This window comes from Caldicellulosiruptor sp. DIB 104C (assembly GCF_028198085.1).
GTDB lineage: Bacteria > Bacillota > Thermoanaerobacteria > Caldicellulosiruptorales > Caldicellulosiruptoraceae > Caldicellulosiruptor > Caldicellulosiruptor saccharolyticus.
In genome coordinates, this window is record NZ_CP116337.1 from 1,956,049 (window position 1) to 1,973,409 (window position 17,361).

Annotated in this window: 15 protein-coding genes and 1 riboswitch; of the genes, 3 read left to right on the plus strand and 12 right to left on the minus strand. The window is 36.7% G+C overall.

Features of this window, described 5'->3' with window-relative positions; all coding sequences use genetic code 11:
* Nucleotides 1-138: 138 nt before the first annotated feature.
* The 7 genes from PGC14_RS09745 to crcB (PGC14_RS09770) form a co-directional block, all read right to left on the minus strand.
* The gene (locus PGC14_RS09745; RefSeq protein ID WP_271628784.1) at nucleotides 139-2,409 is read right to left on the minus strand and encodes a cellulase family glycosylhydrolase; all 2,271 of its coding nucleotides are present in this window, start codon (nucleotides 2,407-2,409) and stop codon (nucleotides 139-141) included.
* A 443-nt stretch (nucleotides 2,410-2,852) separates the two neighbouring features.
* On the minus strand, nucleotides 2,853-4,640 hold the full coding sequence (aspS, locus tag PGC14_RS09750) for an aspartate--tRNA ligase (protein ID WP_271628785.1): 1,788 nt from the start codon (nucleotides 4,638-4,640) through the stop codon (nucleotides 2,853-2,855).
* 27 nt (nucleotides 4,641-4,667) lie between these two features.
* Complete coding sequence (gene hisS, locus PGC14_RS09755) at nucleotides 4,668-5,927, minus strand: histidine--tRNA ligase (protein ID WP_271628786.1); 1,260 nt, start codon at nucleotides 5,925-5,927, stop codon at nucleotides 4,668-4,670.
* Between the two features lie 210 nt (nucleotides 5,928-6,137).
* On the minus strand, nucleotides 6,138-6,368 hold the full coding sequence (locus tag PGC14_RS09760) for a type II toxin-antitoxin system MqsA family antitoxin (RefSeq protein ID WP_039767166.1): 231 nt from the start codon (nucleotides 6,366-6,368) through the stop codon (nucleotides 6,138-6,140).
* A gap of 3 nt (nucleotides 6,369-6,371) precedes the next feature.
* On the minus strand, nucleotides 6,372-6,596 hold the full coding sequence (locus PGC14_RS13385; RefSeq protein ID WP_333782456.1) for a DUF4258 domain-containing protein: 225 nt from the start codon (nucleotides 6,594-6,596) through the stop codon (nucleotides 6,372-6,374).
* 59 nt (nucleotides 6,597-6,655) lie between these two features.
* Entirely contained in the window at nucleotides 6,656-7,012 is a 357-nt protein-coding gene (gene crcB / locus PGC14_RS09765) for a fluoride efflux transporter CrcB (RefSeq protein ID WP_271628787.1), read from the minus strand.
* Nucleotides 7,009-7,410 carry a fluoride efflux transporter CrcB gene (crcB, locus tag PGC14_RS09770; protein ID WP_271628788.1) on the minus strand — a complete coding sequence of 134 codons (402 nt, stop codon included), beginning with the start codon at nucleotides 7,408-7,410 and terminating at the stop codon, nucleotides 7,009-7,011. Before crcB (PGC14_RS09770) ends, crcB (PGC14_RS09765) begins: the two co-directional genes overlap by 4 nt.
* A 109-nt stretch (nucleotides 7,411-7,519) precedes the next feature.
* Nucleotides 7,520-7,583: riboswitch (Fluoride riboswitch) on the minus strand.
* A gap of 136 nt (nucleotides 7,584-7,719) precedes the next feature.
* Between crcB (PGC14_RS09770) and PGC14_RS09775 the strand changes: the two genes are divergently transcribed.
* Nucleotides 7,720-8,850 carry a DUF58 domain-containing protein gene (locus PGC14_RS09775; RefSeq protein ID WP_271628789.1) on the plus strand — a complete coding sequence of 377 codons (1,131 nt, stop codon included), beginning with the start codon at nucleotides 7,720-7,722 and terminating at the stop codon, nucleotides 8,848-8,850.
* 33 nt (nucleotides 8,851-8,883) lie between these two features.
* Here the strand turns inward: PGC14_RS09775 and pulA are convergent, their stop codons facing one another.
* The 4 genes from pulA to PGC14_RS09795 all read right to left on the minus strand — a co-directional run bounded on the left by pulA (nucleotide 8,884) and on the right by PGC14_RS09795 (nucleotide 15,076).
* The gene (pulA, locus tag PGC14_RS09780) at nucleotides 8,884-11,361 is read right to left on the minus strand and encodes a type I pullulanase (protein ID WP_271628790.1); all 2,478 of its coding nucleotides are present in this window, start codon (nucleotides 11,359-11,361) and stop codon (nucleotides 8,884-8,886) included.
* Nucleotides 11,362-11,538: 177 nt separating this feature from the next.
* Nucleotides 11,539-12,225 (minus strand): M3 family metallopeptidase, encoded by a 687-nt coding sequence (locus PGC14_RS09785; protein ID WP_271629879.1) that lies wholly within the window; start codon nucleotides 12,223-12,225, stop codon nucleotides 11,539-11,541.
* Nucleotides 12,226-12,328: 103 nt separating this feature from the next.
* Nucleotides 12,329-13,792 (minus strand): IS200/IS605 family accessory protein TnpB-related protein, encoded by a 1,464-nt coding sequence (locus tag PGC14_RS09790; RefSeq protein WP_271628791.1) that lies wholly within the window; start codon nucleotides 13,790-13,792, stop codon nucleotides 12,329-12,331.
* Nucleotides 13,793-13,858: 66 nt separating this feature from the next.
* Complete coding sequence (locus PGC14_RS09795; RefSeq protein WP_271628792.1) at nucleotides 13,859-15,076, minus strand: M3 family metallopeptidase; 1,218 nt, start codon at nucleotides 15,074-15,076, stop codon at nucleotides 13,859-13,861.
* 301 nt (nucleotides 15,077-15,377) lie between these two features.
* Between PGC14_RS09795 and PGC14_RS09800 the strand changes: the two genes are divergently transcribed.
* Nucleotides 15,378-15,890: a flavin reductase family protein gene (locus PGC14_RS09800; RefSeq protein WP_271628793.1), complete on the plus strand. Its 513-nt coding sequence runs from the start codon at nucleotides 15,378-15,380 to the stop codon at nucleotides 15,888-15,890.
* A gap of 6 nt (nucleotides 15,891-15,896) precedes the next feature.
* The gene (locus tag PGC14_RS09805; RefSeq protein ID WP_271628794.1) at nucleotides 15,897-16,397 is read left to right on the plus strand and encodes a (2Fe-2S)-binding protein; all 501 of its coding nucleotides are present in this window, start codon (nucleotides 15,897-15,899) and stop codon (nucleotides 16,395-16,397) included.
* Between the two features lie 3 nt (nucleotides 16,398-16,400).
* Here the strand turns inward: PGC14_RS09805 and PGC14_RS09810 are convergent, their stop codons facing one another.
* Nucleotides 16,401-17,192, minus strand: a complete 792-nt coding sequence (locus tag PGC14_RS09810) for a PhzF family phenazine biosynthesis protein (RefSeq protein WP_011916236.1) — start codon at nucleotides 17,190-17,192, stop codon at nucleotides 16,401-16,403.
* Between the last annotated feature and the right edge of the window lie 169 nt (nucleotides 17,193-17,361).

Consider the following 17,361-nt stretch of genomic DNA (forward strand, 5'->3'; position numbering starts at 1 on the left):
GATATGTAAATTTGCATTATTTTGATTTAAAAGCAGTCAAAAAAGTATAAATTAAAAAATGTAGAAGGCAGAAAAAAAGGAACTATCCTATTTGATAGTCCCTTTATGTGGTACAAGCTTATTATAAAATCTATCCTTTTACATCTTTCCTGTAAGTTCTAAAATTTTGTAGATTATTTGTGTAGCCTCTGCACGTGTAACCTTTGCTTTTGGCCCAAAACTTCCATCTGTAAATACATCCATGAGTCCAAGCGAAATAGCAGCATTTACATCTTGTCTTGCCCAGCTACTGATTGAGTTTTTGTCTGATATTGCAATCTCTTCAGTAGCTTCAGCTTTTTCATCTGTCAAAATCCTGTAAATTCTCATTGCAAACACTGCCATTTCTTCCCGTGTCACTGCCTTCTCTGGTTTTATATATTTGCCATCTCCCAAAATTATGCCTGCCTTATATGCCGTAGATACTTCATTTGCATACCAGCTATTTTTGCTTACATCTGCAAACTCTCCGTTGTAGCTTTCCTCTTGCAAATCTAAGAGTCTGACTGCCATAGCAGCAACCTCAGCTCTTGTGACTGCCTTTTCAGGGCCAAATAAATTTGTAGAAATTCCATTGACTATTTTCTTAGAATAAAGCTTTGAAATAGCCTCATACCCAGTTGTCTGAGGGGTAACATCTTCAAAAAGCATATTTGTAAATCTTACATTGTCTAAGTACATTCTACCTTTAAAATCACTGTTTACATCTGCAACAACTATGATTATGTCTCGCAGATGGGTATCAGGTCCAATAATCTTCCCCTCTTTTATCTTATCTAAATCAAAAGAAATTTTGAAAGAATAAAGGTCATCTGGTGTTTTCTTCAGTGTAGATAAATTGGTCAAATCTATATTAAAGCTATCCTCTGCCTGTGCCCAATAGTTAAGAGAAGGTGGTGCAAACGCCAGGAAGATTGCAAGCTCACCTTTTGTTGCCTGTTTTGGTTTTAGGTAAAAGTCAAAGCAGAGATACTTACAATCACCTCTTGTTGTATTTATATTCCTCAAAATTAGCCTTGGAGCAGAAGCCCAACCATCTTGAGGCTTTTTTTCAGGGTACTCAACCTCCCATGAAAGTGCATTTGAACCATTTGCCTCTTCTATTGTTAAAGCACCTTTAACACCAGATGGTCCATCCCAGTCCCAACCTTGCCGTGTACCATCTTCAAAATCAGATGGCAAAATAGGTTGACCAATTGGGGCACACGCGACTTGATCTTGAGAAATTTTCAATGTTCTCTCAATAGGCTGATATGGAATACCCTTTATTCTTGATCGTACATATTCACCAGAGATGCTAAGTTCTGAAATATCCCATTTCTGGTCGCTGCCAGGGTCCAAATCTGTTGCTTGAGACACACCGCTAATGTAGGGTACAAAAGCACCAGAAGTCTCATTTTTATTTGTCAAGGACCAGTTTACCCAGCTTATATTGTTTGCGTTGAGGTACTCAAGCCATTTGTCAGCCTCATCAAGATATGGTCCACCATCACCGCTTGCCTCACTTGTCCCCCATTCTGTTACAAATACTGGAATACCTGCTTCAATTGCCATCTTCATATTTTCAAACACATATCCATCTACCTTGTGTGTACCTGCATAGAAGTGAACAGAATACATAACCTTGTCATCAGCAATTGGGTCCTGAATCGCAAAATCTGGTCTTTGGCTCCAATTTGGCGAACCTACAATTATAATGTTTTCATTTCCCATCTGACGCAGCATCTTTATAATTGGTTCAGCATAAGCTTTTACCTTTTTCCACCCTGCTTCATCATTTGTTACACCTGGGTCTGTTGGGTTTGGCTCATTACACAACTCATAAATTATATGAAAATCGTTTGGAAATTTTTGGGCTATCTCCTTGAAAAAGTCTTTTGCCCCTTTATAAATTTCTGCATTGGGGTCGCCGGGATTGAGAACATGCCAATCTACGATTACATACATGTCGTTTTGAATTGCCAATTTAATACCTTCAATGACCTTGTCTTTTAGTTGAGGATTTGTAGCATATCCACCTTCTCCTACATACATTGCCAAGCGAATTACATTGCAACCCCAGTCATTTGCAAGTGCAGCAAACGCATTGTTGTTAATTATCTGTGGAAACCATTGCAGTCCGTGTGTGCTCATACCACGAAGCTGAATAGGCTCTCCATTTTGGTCAGCTAAAATCCTTCTTCCATTTTGTTTGATAATTTGCAGTCTTCCAGCCACAGAAGGTTTTTTTACCAAGTTGTTGCCAATCAGGTGTGGATACTTATCTTTTTCATACGCAGTATTTTGAGCAAATGTAACAAAGGAAAAAAGAGATAGTAAAAAAGTAAAAACCATAAAGACTGCAAAAACTCTAAGACATTCTTTCTTCATAAAACTCACCCTCCTAAAATAACGTTTGTAATCATTGAAAAATTCCCTAAATACCGCATGAAAATTTACCTTGCACACCTTCTTTTGTCTCCTCTTCTCTTGTAAAATCTTCTCCTTTTTCGTCAAAGAAAAAAATCCCTCTCAGATACGCAACTTTGAAAGGTCTAAATAATTTTAAAACAACTAAATCTAACTACCAGTACATGTAATCGTTATCATCTCTTTAGAAATTACTATAGTTCATCTTTTGACTAAATTGAATTAAGAAAATTGAATTTTTGTTTTGAAACCTTGACATGGTATTTGTACTATATTGAAATGAAATGAAGTAAAAATTTTATAACAACAAAACAAGGCTCATACCCTTTTTCAAGTTTAGGTACTTTTCTCAAGGATATGAGCCCTTTAAATCTTTTTATAGCAACTCTTTCTCCAGTGATTATCTATACCTTCACAACATCTACCTTAATATGAAGCTCACGAAGCTGTTTTGGCTCAACCTCTGATGGCGCATCTGTGAGCGGGCAAGATGAGTCCTTTACTTTTGGGAATGCAATTGTATCTCTTATTGAATCAAGCCCTAAAAGAAGCATACAGAGTCTGTCAAACCCATATGCAATTCCGCCATGCGGTGGTGTTCCGTATTTGAAGGCCTCAAGCAAAAATCCAAATCTGTCTTGTGCTCGCTCTTCAGTAAAGCCAAGTGCCTTGAACATTCTCTTTTGCAGCTCTGTTGAGTGAATTCTTATTGACCCACCACCAATCTCTGTTCCATTTAGAACAATGTCATATGCTTTTGACCTGACTCTTGCTGGATCTGTCTCCAAAAACTCTATGTCCTCATCCATTGGCGATGTAAATGGATGGTGTTTTGCCACATACCTTCCTTCTTCTTCTGAGTATTCAAAAAGCGGAAATTCTGTTACCCACAAAAGATTGAATTTAGACTTGTCAAGAAGGTTCAATCTTCTTGCAATCTCAAGTCTGACATTTCCAAGGACGTCAAATACAATCTCGTCTTTGTCTGCTGAGAACAAAAGAAGGTCGCCAACCTGTGCATCAAGTCTCTTTAAAATCTCATTTATCTCTTCTTCCTTTAAAAACTTGACAATTGGTGATTTTAATCCATCACTTTCAACTGCTATCCATGCAAGTCCTTTTGCACCAAAATTCTTAGCGTACTCAACCAAGGCATCTATCTCTCGTCTTGAAAATTTCACAGCACACCCTTTTGCGTTTATTGCTCTAACTGATCCACCTTTGTTTGCGGCATCTGCAAAGACCTTGAACTCACAATGTTTTACAATGTCAGTGAGATTAACAAGCTCCATTCCAAAACGTGTGTCAGGTTTGTCTGTTCCAAATCTTTCCATTGCTTCTTTGTATGTCAGTCTTGGAAGAGGAAGTTTTAGATCTATTCCAAGCATTTCTCTGAAAATTGTCTGAAGAAGCCTTTCGTTTATCTCAATCACATCATCTACATCAACAAATGACATTTCAATATCAATCTGCGTAAACTCAGGTTGCCTGTCTGCACGCAAGTCCTCGTCTCTGAAGCACTTTACAATCTGAAAATACTTGTCAAACCCAGCAACCATTAAAAGTTGTTTGAAAAGCTGTGGTGACTGTGGCAGTGCAAAGAACTTGCCAGGAAAGATTCTGCTTGGAACAAGATAATCCCTTGCACCCTCTGGTGTTGATTTTGTAAGCATTGGTGTTTCTATTTCAATAAAGCCGTTTTGGGATAAGAAATTTCTAACCACTTGGTAAAGTTTGTGTCTGAACATTAGGTTTCTTTGCATATCAGGTCTTCTGAGGTCAAGGTATCTATACTTTAGCCTTACAGCTTCATTTACATTTATCCCTTCTTCAATTGGGAATGGCGGTGTTTCGGACTTGCTAAATATCCTAAGCTCCTTTGCCCTTACCTCAACCTCACCAGTTTTGATCTTAGGGTTTACTGTGTCAGGTGGTCTTTTTTCTACAATGCCTCTGATGCCAATACAATATTCGCTTCTCAAACTGTCTGCTTTCTCCATAAGTTCTTCGCCCATCTTCTCGTCAAACACAACCTGAACAATTCCAGTTCTGTCTCGCAAATCAACAAATATTATTCCACCAAGGTCACGTCTTGTGTCAACCCAACCTGTCAAAATCACTTCTTTCCCAACATCTTCAAGCGACACTTCTCCACAGTACTTTGTTCTTTTGAAGCCTTTGATGCTTTCCAATAATATCACCCTCTTTGTAAATTTTGTTTATATCTTACTTTTGATGTACTGAGCCAAACTTTCTATTCTTACAACCTCTTCTGATGATGTCTTCATGTTTCTTAGTTTGCAAACACCTTTTTCAATCTCATCATCGCCGATTATGACTGAAAAATCACAACCCAGCTTATCTGCATATTTCATCTGAGACTTTAGACTCCTTGAAAGCTCCTCAATCACAGTTGAAATCCCTTCAAACCTCAAAGTACTTGCAATTTCAAACGCTTTTTTAGTTGCCAAATCTCCTAAGGTTGCAACAAAAACTTGAGGAACCTGTGGCTTTTGTGGAATCAGACCTTTTTGTGAAAGAAGCATTATAAGCCTCTCAACACCAATTGCAAAGCCAATGCCAGGGGTACTGCTTCCACCTATCTGCTCTATTAAGTTATCATACCTTCCCCCACCACAGATTGCAAGTTCTTTGTCCAAAACAACGTCAACAATCTCAAAAACTGTCTTTGTATAGTAATCCAATCCTCTTACAATGTAAGGGTCAACTCTGTAACAAACACCTGCTGCGTCCAAATACCCTTTTAGAGCTTCAAAATGAGTTTTGCACTCATCGCAAAGATACTCTAGTGGCTTTGGAGCATCTTGGGCAATCAGCTTGCAATTATCTTCTTTGCAGTCCAAAATCCTCATCGGATTTTTATCAAGCCTTTGTTTGCAGGTTGGACAGAGCTTATCATAGTAGCCTAAAAAGTATTCCTTGAGATTTTTTACATAGTCCTTTCTGCAAACAGGACAACCAATACTGTTTATATTCACAACAATATTGTCAAGCCCAAGAGAAACAAAGAAATTGTATGATAGTGAAATAATCTCTGCATCTGTCACGGGTGACTTTGAACCAAAGTTTTCAATACCAAATTGATGAAACTCTCTGTACCTTCCGCCTTGGGTATTTTCATATCTGAATGCTGATATAATGTAATAAAGACGCTGTGGCATTGGTCGGGAGGCAAAACCGTGTTCAATGAACAGTCGCGCAACAGAAGCTGTCCCTTCTGGACGCAATGTTATACTTCTTCCACCTTTGTCTAAAAAAGTATACATCTCTTTTTGAACAATGTCTGTTGTCTCACCAACGCCTCGCTGGAAAAGCTCTGTATATTCAAATGTTGGGAATCTTACTTCTTGATAGCCGTAAAGTTTGCAAATCTGCCTGAATTTGCCCTCAACATATTGCCATATATAGCTTTCTTCTGGCAAGACATCCTTTGTTCCTTTTGGTGCTTGGATTTTCATAATAGTTGTCTCTCCTTGAAGGTAATTTATTTTTGATTTTTACAATATTTAAATTATATACTACCTGTGAAGAAAGTTTCAATCTCTAAAATAAAACAAAAAGCTACAGGATGGTTAAAAATCTATATATCTCCTGTAGCTGGCTTCGTGTAATTATCGCATCTAATCCTATAAGGGATAATTAAATCCACCATAAAATTGTACAAATGTCTATGCTGCAATATCTGAATAGTTTGCTATAATTATCTCTGTTTTAGTTTTAAGAAGTTCATCCACTATCTTTTCAAGCTTAAGTGCTGTTTCATCATCAAGATAAGCTTCTCCACATTGTCCACATACAAGGGCTGGAACGTTTTTTATAATCACAGTTTGGTTACCAACATCAACAATATGTTTAATCTTTCCTTCTTTCATTTCTGTTCTACACAATGGACACTTCATTTTTTATTTCCTCCTCGTTTTAAAATCAATCATCCATTCGTCCTCAGAAGGAAAATATGCAGTTATAAGCCACAAAAAACCATCTCCAACTGCACAGACTACATGAAGTGGTGAACCATTTTTGGGTACCCAAGAGAGTAAACAACTCGGATTAGGATAATCATTTTCATACTGCCCTATAATTATTGTTACTTTACACCTTGTTGGTTTTGTTGTATCTAATAATATTCATTCTTGATTATACCACATTTTCATATTCTTTATATCTACTATCTTAGCAAAAAAAGCTAATTGGCATTCGCCAACCAAATCCCTACACCTGCTGCCATTATGCCAAACACAACAGAGAGGAACACATACAGAAAAGCCTTTTTATGCTTTGATTTTTTTACATACATTGATGCCTCAAGCATAAAGGTAGAGTATGTAGTGAATCCACCCAAAAGACCTGTTGTTAAAAACAGTTTGTATCCTTGTGGTAAATGCTTTGATGACAAAAAACCTATGAAAAAACACCCAACTACGTTTATAAACATGGTTGAAATTGGGTGCTCTCTTTCCATAACTTCTTTGAAGATCTTAGAAATTATATACCTCAAAACTGCACCTGCAACCCCGCCAAGTCCAACAATAAAAAGATTCATACCTCTTGAGCCACCTCTTCTTTTTGCCTTCTTGCTGCAACAAACTCTGCTGCCTCATAACCCAGTAGTGCTGCAAAAAGCCCAAGCAAAATTGAAAGTACAGGATACACAAAAGCCTTTGCCGCCACACCTTTTGAGATAAGTTTTATTATCTCAATTATAAATGTTGAAAAGGTTGTAAAACTGCTTATAAACCCAGTTGTAATCATGTGACGAACAGCTGGTTTTATCTTTATATGATCAATAGTAATCTGTGCAACAAAGCACAAAATAAAGCTGCCAAGCACATTTATAAAAAGTGTGGCTGTTGGAAAATCAGCTACATAAAGCTGTGAAATTAAGTACCTGCTTATCGCACCAAAAAATGCACCTACTGAGATTGCAGCAATGTTTTTCATCTTTTTTGTCTCTCCTTCCTTCTGGGTAAGTTGCTCATAATTAGAAGGACAATTTTGACTATATAAACAAAAAACTCCTACAAATATTACGCCTTTTTGAAAAGACGCAATATTTGTAGGAGTCATCAGCCATCATTGGCATTTGTTCGGCGGACTCCATCGCCGTTGCAGTAGTATTATAACATGTGAAATTGAATATGTTCAATAGCATTTTTAAACAAAAATTTTAGCCAAATTCTTAGTTTGAATATTCAATATTATGGGCTATAATAAGAATAAACAGAATTAAAAAGAGGTAATAAATCCAAGATGGAAACATTTTGGTTGTTTTTGATATGTTCTATTCTGTTTGCTCTCAACTTCTTTGTTACAAAAAGGTATGGGCTTAAAAATGTAGAATATGAAATTTATTTTGAAGAAGAAAAAAGTAGTGAAGGGCAAGAGATACATATAGTCGAGAGAATCTACAATGGCAAGATTTTGCCTCTTCCATGGGTAAAGTCTGAGTTTGAAATTTCTTCATCTTTTTTTATGGAAAACTCTAAAAACTATGTTGTCGGAGACAAGCTAAGATATATTTCTATCTTCTTCTTGCTGCCCTATCAGCAGATTGTAAGACGTCATAAGTTTGTCGCAACAAAACGTGGTTTTTATAAGCTTGACAAAATCTATCTTGTAACAGGAGATTTGTTTGGCCTGGCAACTGCTGATAGATGTTACTATGTAAGTGACACTTTGACTGTATACCCTGCATTTTTGGACTTGCAAAAACATCTTTTGCCTCGATCAAGCTTGTCTGGGGAGACAATTACTAAGAGACATTACTATGAAGACATCTTCCACTTTGCCGGAATAAGAGAGTATCAGAGCCATGATGCCTTTAACAGAATAAACTGGAACGCAACTGCAAAGTACAATACTTTGATGGTAAATAAATATGAATACACCTCATCGGGTGATGCAATTATTCTTTTAAATGTCCAAAGTTCAGAGTATGAAAGAAAAGAGGTTTTTAATAAAAACATCATTGAATTTGGAATTAAAATTGCAGCAAGCCTGGCTAATGAATGCCTAAAAGCCTCCACACCGGTGGGATTTGCGTGTAACTCACTTGATGAGGAAACAGGCCAGCCTCTTGAAATTCTTCTTCCTTCTCAAGATGCAAACCAGCTTCTAAAGGTGTGTGAGGCTTTGGCACATGTCAAAATTCAAGTAAATCAGTACTTTGAGGTTTTACTGTATGATGTTTTAAGATCATATAACTTCAGAGAGCTTTTTATCATCACATGCTTTGTCAACAAAGAAATGGAGGAATGTATAAGACTTTATTCATCTTTTGGAATAAAATTTACACTTATTATGCTCGAACATGACCCACATGCATTTGATTTAGAATCAGAAAATGTGAGAGTATTTTTGGCAAAAGAGATTGTAAAATAAATACTGAAGTTTGTTTAACCCCCAAATTTTCTTCTATTTCTGGTATGCAATAAAAAGGCTCACTGGTGCAATCTCAAAGCTGCCTATTGCTTCTTTTTCAGAAGAGTCAGGGAAAACAATGCCATCATTTGCTTTTATACGCCAGCTACCTTCTGGAAGCTGCAAAATCTTCTTTCCCTTAAAAGGATTGTAGGCAACAATAATCTTTTTCCACTCATCATATGGGTATGTTATTATAAAAGCAACAACCCCATCTGGTGCAGGAATAAATCTTAAGTATTTCTTTATCTCTCCGCTTGACCTCATCCTAAAAGCAATGTGCTTTCTTCTCAGTTTTATCAAATCACAGTAAAACTTAAATGTGTCAAAAAACTTCTCTTTTAAACTCCAATCAATTTTGTTTATGTCATCGCCAGCATTGTAGGTATTAGGATGACCACCTTTGCTCCTGTTAAACTCAACTCCACCATGTAAAAAAGCAACCCCTTGCGATGTCAGCACAATGGCATTTGCAAGCCTTGATGCCCTGTCAATCCAAAAGATGTCCTCACCAACCATTGTCTTTTGCAGCTTGTCAAAAAGTGTCAGGTTGTCATGACAGGAAACATAGTTTACACATTCATCAGGTTCTTTTGCAAAATCATCAATTGCCGCTTTGATACCCTGTTTTAGCCTCTCAACATCTGATAGATTTCCATGCACATATCCCGTTTTGTAGCCGTCAAGGTCACCTCTTATGGCATCTCTAATCCTGTCGTTAAAAAGTCCGATTGAATAGCCTTGATGACAAGATGACAAGATTGTAGCCATCTCTTCAACAAGGCAGGTGCTATCGCCCATCACCCAACCTTCACCATAAATCAACGCTTTCGGATTTCGTTTTCGCACCTCATTAGCAATATGCCTCATTGTTTTACAGTCAATAAGCCCCATCAGGTCAAACCTAAAACCGTCTATGTGAAACTCTTCTGTCCAGTAGATAATAGTGTCAAGGATGAATTTCCTCACCATTGGCTTTTCTGTTGCAAGCTCATTTCCACATCCTGTCGCATTTGAATAATCTCCATAGTCATCTACCCTGTAAAAGTATTCAGGTACAATCTTGTCAAATATAGAGAATTTTCCGCCCTTTGTGTGATATGTGTGATTAAAAACAACATCCATCACAACTCCAATTCCATTTTCATGAAGCTTTTTTATCATTGTTCTAAGTTCTTTCAACGCTTCAATACCACCGCTTTTTGTCGAAAACCAATACTCAGGACACTGGTAAAGCACTGGGTCATATCCCCAATTGTATCTTTTGTCTGGGTTTTTGTCATCAACACTCCCAAAATCAGATATTGGTAAAAGATGAACATGAGTCACTCCAAGCTCTTTTAGGTGCAAAAGACCGGTTGAAATCCCTTCCTTGTAATATCCTTCCTGACAAAAACCTAAAAACTTTCCTCTCAAATTTTCATCAATTCCAGAGCTTTGGTCAATTGTAAAATCTCTTACATGCATCTCGTAGATTATAGCATCATTTTGCTTTTCAATATTGTCAACAAAACTATCAGCTTGCCATCCATCTATCAAGCCATCTGCCGGGTCAAATATATAACTTTTGCCAGAGTTTGACGAAGATGCCTTAGAGTATGGGTCTGGGACGTGATATACAATATAGCCTTCATCATCTTCGTAATTGTAATGCCAGATTTCGTAAAGGTAAAAATGATTCTTTAAATCCCCTGGGAGATATACATCCCAAGTACCATTCTCTGCCCTTGACATTTCCTTTTCAAATTTGAAATTTTCATGCTCATCAAATATCTGAATCTTTACTTTATAGGCAGTTGGAGCCCAGAGTCTAAAATAGGTTCCATATGGTTCATACCTTGCACCAAGCTCCCTGGCATAGAAATACTCGTTTCTTATCAAAATCTCTCTTGGACGTGCATATTTGTATTCGTTTTTGTACATTACTTTGTATTTCAAATTTGCCCAAAGCCTTTTGGTAGTTGTAATTTTCACCATGTTTGTGAAAGCTGCTTCTCTGTCAAAATAGTCCTCTATTACAATATCATTTCCATATCCTGGAGGATACCAAAGTTTTCGGCTTGCTCCTTCTGCAAATTTAAACTTTTGCCCAATCTTAATATCCTTTAAATCTTTTATAAGCTCATACCTTCCCCTGAGTTTTGAATAAGTAAGTTCCCACTCAGGCGAAATTGTCCAGTTGTTCATATCCCCAATAACAAAAACTGGCCTTACCGTAGACTTTCTGTGAAAATCAAAGTGTCCTTCTTTTAAAACAAATCTAATCTTTCCTTTTTGTTCGCAGATTTCATAGCCTCTTGTTTCTGCTTCAAATGGATTTTCTGAGTGTGGCATGAGCTTTTCTACCTTTTCAATATCTATTTCCTGATCATCTAAAAAAACCTTGAAATCTTCCTTTTTAACTGAATGAACCATCTGAGCAAGTACTACTGTTATCTCGTTAAAATCGTCTATATATGCTTTCACTATCATCAAACTCACCCTATCATTCTTAAGATTTAGAATATGACAATAAGATTATTCTAATTCATCTTTATTGATTTTTTAATACCCTAAAAGTTTTATTGGAAAAACGAAAAGGGGACTATTCACTTTGCCTTTTGAATAGTCCCCCTTTAAAATTCTTTATATATGCCAATCTCTCTGCTTTTATATTTTTCCTTGCTTTTTCAATATCTTTTCCATCTCGTCAACAAGCTGTCCAAAGTAAGTTAGCAAATTGTCAACAGGCTTTGTTGATGTCATATCAACACCTGCTTTTTTAAGAACATTGATCGGATAATCTGAACTTCCTGCTTTTAAGAACTCTATATACTTCGCAGTATTGCCCTTTTCAATATTCTTTACAACCTCGTTTGCAGCAGCCATAGAGGTTGCGTATTTATAAACATAAAAGTTCATGTAAAAGTGTGGTATCCTTGCCCACCACAATGTTGCAAGCTTATCAACTTCAAAATTATCACCATAGTACTTCTTCATCAAGTTACCCCAAATATTGCACAAAGTTTCTGCAGAAAGTGCTTCGCCTTTCTCTACTCTTTCATGGATTTCCTTTTCAAACTCCGCATACATAACCTGAGTATAAACAGTACCTCTTATATTTTCTACTAAGGTATTTAGTAGATAAAGTCTTTCATCATCACTTTTTGCTTTCTTAAGTAAATAGTTAATCATAAGAAGCTCATTTGTTGTTGAGGCAACCTCGGCTGTGAAGATTGGTACATTGGAATTTATATACTTTTGTGTCTTGTTTGTATAATATGAATTTATAGCATGCCCAAGTTCATGAGCAAGAGTCAAAACAGAATCCATAGTATTGTTATAGTTCATAAGGATATAAGGATGTGTATCATACGCTCCCCATTGATATCCAGGTTAACCGAACTGTGCACACTAGCACAGCAGCCCCTGCCCCTAGAAGCAGGAACTTGCGCCCTTTTTATCCGGGTCCCCCCACTTGCCCTGAAACCAAAAGCGATTTCAGGACAGAGAGGTCACGCAGGACCCTCTCAGGGGAGAGTGGCGTTACCACCGCTACCCTGAGAACTCGCCAGAGATTGCGAGTTTCCCCGCAGACACCAGAACTTGTTCCATCCAGAGGTTCTGATGCCCTCCCTGACTCACTCCCAGGGCTTTGTAAAATTTTTATCGCTCTATCTATCTCCTTAAGTTGTTTTTTTCTAACGTATGTGTTTTTAACTACCTTCTTTACGTATTCCTTCAGCTCCTCCAGACTATTTGCATCAAGCCTACTGAGGAGCTCCATGTAGTTGTGTGGTATCCTCTCTTTTAGCCCAAGCCCTCTTCTCGCTATAACATATGCTGCCGCTACATCCTTGCTTACCATAAACTGCGGTGCGTACTTCAACATCCCTATTACAGTAGTATACGCCGGGTCTATTTCTATAACCTCAATTCCCCTTCTCTTTGCTAATATCTTAATCTTATCCAAAAGTGACTTGTAACTGAAAAAGTGTCTTATCCGTCTTGATTTCCTTCCTGAAAAGTCACCTCTTCGCCCTTTGTCTTTTATATCCAACCTTTCAATCACAATAGCTTTTTGTTTCTCTTCTGCCATCTTTATTATTTCATACGCATACTGCCATCTGAAATACTCCCTTTTGTTTAAGCTGCCACTCTCGAGTTCTGGCATTGGGATTTTACCATAGCTTACAAACTGCCCATTTTTGTTTGTTTCTGCCCATGCTATGTGAGTCGGATATGCATTCGCATCTATACCTATAACACCGTTTTCTTTGGTTATCATAACCTTTGGAAAAACTTCTTCGAATGTAAAGTAGGCGTATATCGTGCCTTTCTTCAGTTTTAACTCAACAGAATAAGCCACATTGCTCATTGCAAGACTCTGTAAAAACTGTTCTCTGTTTTCTATTTTTCCACATTGACTTTTCCAACCTGCCTCTATTCTCGCATAGGCATATTCTCTGTTTCCTGTATTTATCCTCAGAACAGTTCTGTTCTCCCTCACTTCAATTCTTGTGTTGAGATTTCCTTTCTTGCCTCTTTCTCCTCTTGAGTAAAGATTGCCTTTCCTTTTCTCATACCATTCCAGTTTTAGCTTTTTATATGCTTCCCCATTTGTATGGCGTCTTTGTAGTTTTTCAAAAAGCTTTCTGCCACCAAATATGACTTTTCTCGGATTTTCTCCTCTCTCTTCACAGGATTTTAAAAGACTCTCTGCTTTCATTACTGCGTCGGATACATATCTTGCGTTTAAGTTAAAAATCTTCTGCAGTTGCTTTTTGAGTTCATTCCTCTCATACCCTTCCAGAAGCCTGTTATACGCATATCTCTTGCAGGCTGACCATCTTCTCATAAGGTCCAATACTTTCCTTTTGTCTTCATTTATGTCAAATACCAGCTTAACCTGAATTGTTCTCACTTTTCCCTGCCCCTCTATTTTCTATTAATTCAACGTTTTTTTGCCTTTTTGCCTGCTTGGTTACATTCACCATTTCCTAATTAGAATTATACCATTTTTCATCGTTTTCTCCAACTGTTGTCTACCACCTGTATACTTGTTCTCGGTCTCAAATACGTCTATCCATCTGTTGTTGAATGCAATGTTTAAAACTTTTAAATAATCACTTCCAAGCGGCTTTAAACCTTCTAAAATTAACTTCTTTGCCTGCTCATAATCGATGTTGACTTCATAATTTTCAACAAGCGGAACATACATATCATATATATGAACCTTGTCAAGATTGAGTACTTTCTTTCTAAGCTCTACATATTTATGCAAATACTTGATATTGTTATTAACCGCCTTGATAAGATTATCATAAACACTCCTTGGAATAAATTCCTGTGCTAAAGAAGCCTCTAATGCTGAATTATATTTTCTTGCCTTTGCAAAAAATACATTTTTCTTTACCTCAGCAGTCAATGTAGCCGCCAATGTGTTCTTAACTTTGTCAAATGAGGAATATATACCTTCAAATGCTCTCTTTCTGAAATCTCTATCTTTGCTTTCAAGATACTTGCCATAGCTTGCTTCTGTAAGTTGAATCTCATTGCCTTTATCATCTTTTATTTTTGGGAATGTAAGGTCTGCATATTTTAGCTGAGTAAATATACTGTAAGGTGAGCCTGCAAAATCCTGAGCTAAGGCTAATAACTGTTCACCTTCTGGAGATAGAGTATGAGGCTTTTGCTTTAAAACCATATCAAGATACATTTTGTAGTCTGCAAAACTTTTATCCTGCATATATGATTTTAAAGTTTTTTCTGGCAACCGCAAAAGTTCAGGCTGGATAAACGAAACAGCAGCTGAGACTTGTGCATACATCGTCTCAGATTTTGACCTCATCTCATTTGCCTTGTTATCAGCTTGATTTTCATCAGCCTTCATATGAGCATAAACATAGACTTTGTCTGCAATTCTCATCATCTCATCTCTTAGTTTCAAACATTCAAGTAACTTATTCCTGTCTGAAAGCTTACCCTGGTAATTCTTAAATTTAGGAATGTAATAATTTAAAACCTTGTTTAGATCTGCATTCCATTTTTCTGGAGAGCTATAAATCTCTTCAAGATTCCACTTGTACTTGTCAGGAATTTCACTTCGTTTTTTTACCCCTGTTGAAGAAAAACCAATAACTGTTGTGGCAACAAAAGAAATGACAATAGCAAGGACTAAAAACTTTCTTAAATGTACTCTTTTCATCTTGCTTGCGGCAGTTGCCGCCTTCCCCCTTTCTTAAAAATTGTATTGATACGCTCTTTTGTATTTTTAAATTTTTATGATTATATAACATTAAAACTATTTCTGCAATATTGTTGTAACAAAACTTTAATTAGTATTCAGAGTTTTGCTTGACCAATAAAAAAGACTTTTATAATCCCTCTATTTGCCAAATTTTGCAACTGAAATGATTTGAAAATTAAAATTTATTGTAGTATATTTAAGTTCAAGACAACAATTGAAAACTCTAAGAACTTCAAAATCTCTATCGAGGTGATTTTTCATGGCACACAAAATGGTCAAAATTGAAGACCTCAGTTTTAACCCCTTTACTCTAATTGGAAAAGAGTGGATGCTTATTACAGCAGGGAACATCAACTCATTTAACACAATGACTGCAAGCTGGGGAAGCCTTGGCTATATTTGGGAAAGGCCTGTTGCCTTTTGTGTAATAAGGCCCCAGAGGTTCACAAGAAAGTTTGTTGAAGAAAATGAATTCTTTACACTCTCGTTTTTCGGTAGGGAGTATAGGTCAGCTCTTGAAATCTGCGGCAAATATTCTGGCAAAGATGTTAATAAGGTTGAGATGGCAAAGCTCACCCCCAGAGAAGATGAAGAGTTCAAAACAGTGTTTTTCGATGAAGCTAATCTTGTCTTGATTTGCAAAAAGATTTATTTTCAAGATATAATCCCTGAGAATTTCCTTGACAAAAGCATTGACAATTTTTACATTGCAAAAGATTATCATAGAATGTTTATTGGGGAAATTGTTAAAGTGCTAAAGAGGGAGGAATAAAAAATAATGGACTGTTGCACACTTTCTAACTTCTCATGCTGTGAAAGCAGCTACATTGAAACTCCCTCTCAAACCTGTCCTATTTGCAAACACCAAGGAATACTCGTTAAGAATTTCACTGTAAAGCATATTGTTTTAGATGAGTATTTGCCTCAAATAGGAATTAATGACTATTTCCTGTGCACAAACCCAGAGTGTGATGTAGGATATTACCAAGGCGAAAATGTCTTTTACAAGCAACAGCTAAAGGTACCAATTTGGCTTAAAAAAGATGCAAATCCCAAATATGTATGTTATTGTGGCAAGGTTACAGAAGAAGATATAATAGATTCGGTTTTGAAAAAAGGGGCAAAAACACTCAGTGAAGCATGTAAAATCACAGGTGCAATGAAAGATTGCAAATGTGAGATAAACAATCCAACTGGAAAGTGCTGTGCTGCTGTTGTCAAAGAAGCATTTGAAAGGGCTACAAGGATTAAAGAAGAAAACAGGGACTGCCTGAACTGATGCTTATTGGCAGTCCTTTATTTCTGCTTTGAAAAAAGTAATTGCCTTGCCACTTATATACACTCTTTGGTCATCTATTCTGAGTTTTAGCACTCCTCCTCTTTTTGAAGCCTGATAAGCCACAAGTTGTGTCTTTTGCAGCTTTTTGCTCCAGTATGGTGCTAAAGCAGTGTGGGCAGAACCAGTCACAGGGTCTTCATTTACACCTACTTTTGGCGCAAAAAATCTTGAAACAAAGTCAAATTCAGGGCTTGAAGATTTGGCAGTCACAATTACTCCTCGCGTATCCACTTTCTTAAGTAATTCAAAATCTGGTTTGAGATTTCTTAATATTTCTTCACTTTCAGTTTCAACCAAGTAATCCATTCTGTTTTTTCCTACGTACAACAACGGAATATTCAATGCCTTAACAAGATATTCTGGCACACTTGTCGCTTTGGGCTCTTCCAAAGGAAAATCAAGTGTAATATACTCACCTTCTCTTTTTGCTTTGAGAATACCACTTTTTGTGTGAAAAACAATCTCTTTTTCTTTTTCAACATATCCTTCTTCCCACAAAATATGAGCACTTGCCAAGGTTGCATGACCGCAAAGATCAACCTCTGTTTCAGGGGTAAACCATCTTAGCAAATAATAATCACCCTGATTTTGTAAAAAAGCAGTTTCAGACAAGTTCATTTCCATTGCAATATTTTGCATTACCTCTTCACTCAATGAATCTTCCAATATACAAACTCCTGCTGGGTTACCCTTAAACAATTTGTCCGTAAATGCATCTACCTGATATAGCTTCATCTAAAAACTACCTTCCTTTAAGACAAATTTTGAGAATTATTATATACTATACAGCATTGTATTTGTAGGCATTACTTTTTATTTTACTTAAAAAAGATTGTAATGAAAATTTTAAGTAGTATAATATTCTTTGTAATCGATTTACTCAAATTCTGAAAGGAAGGTTTTC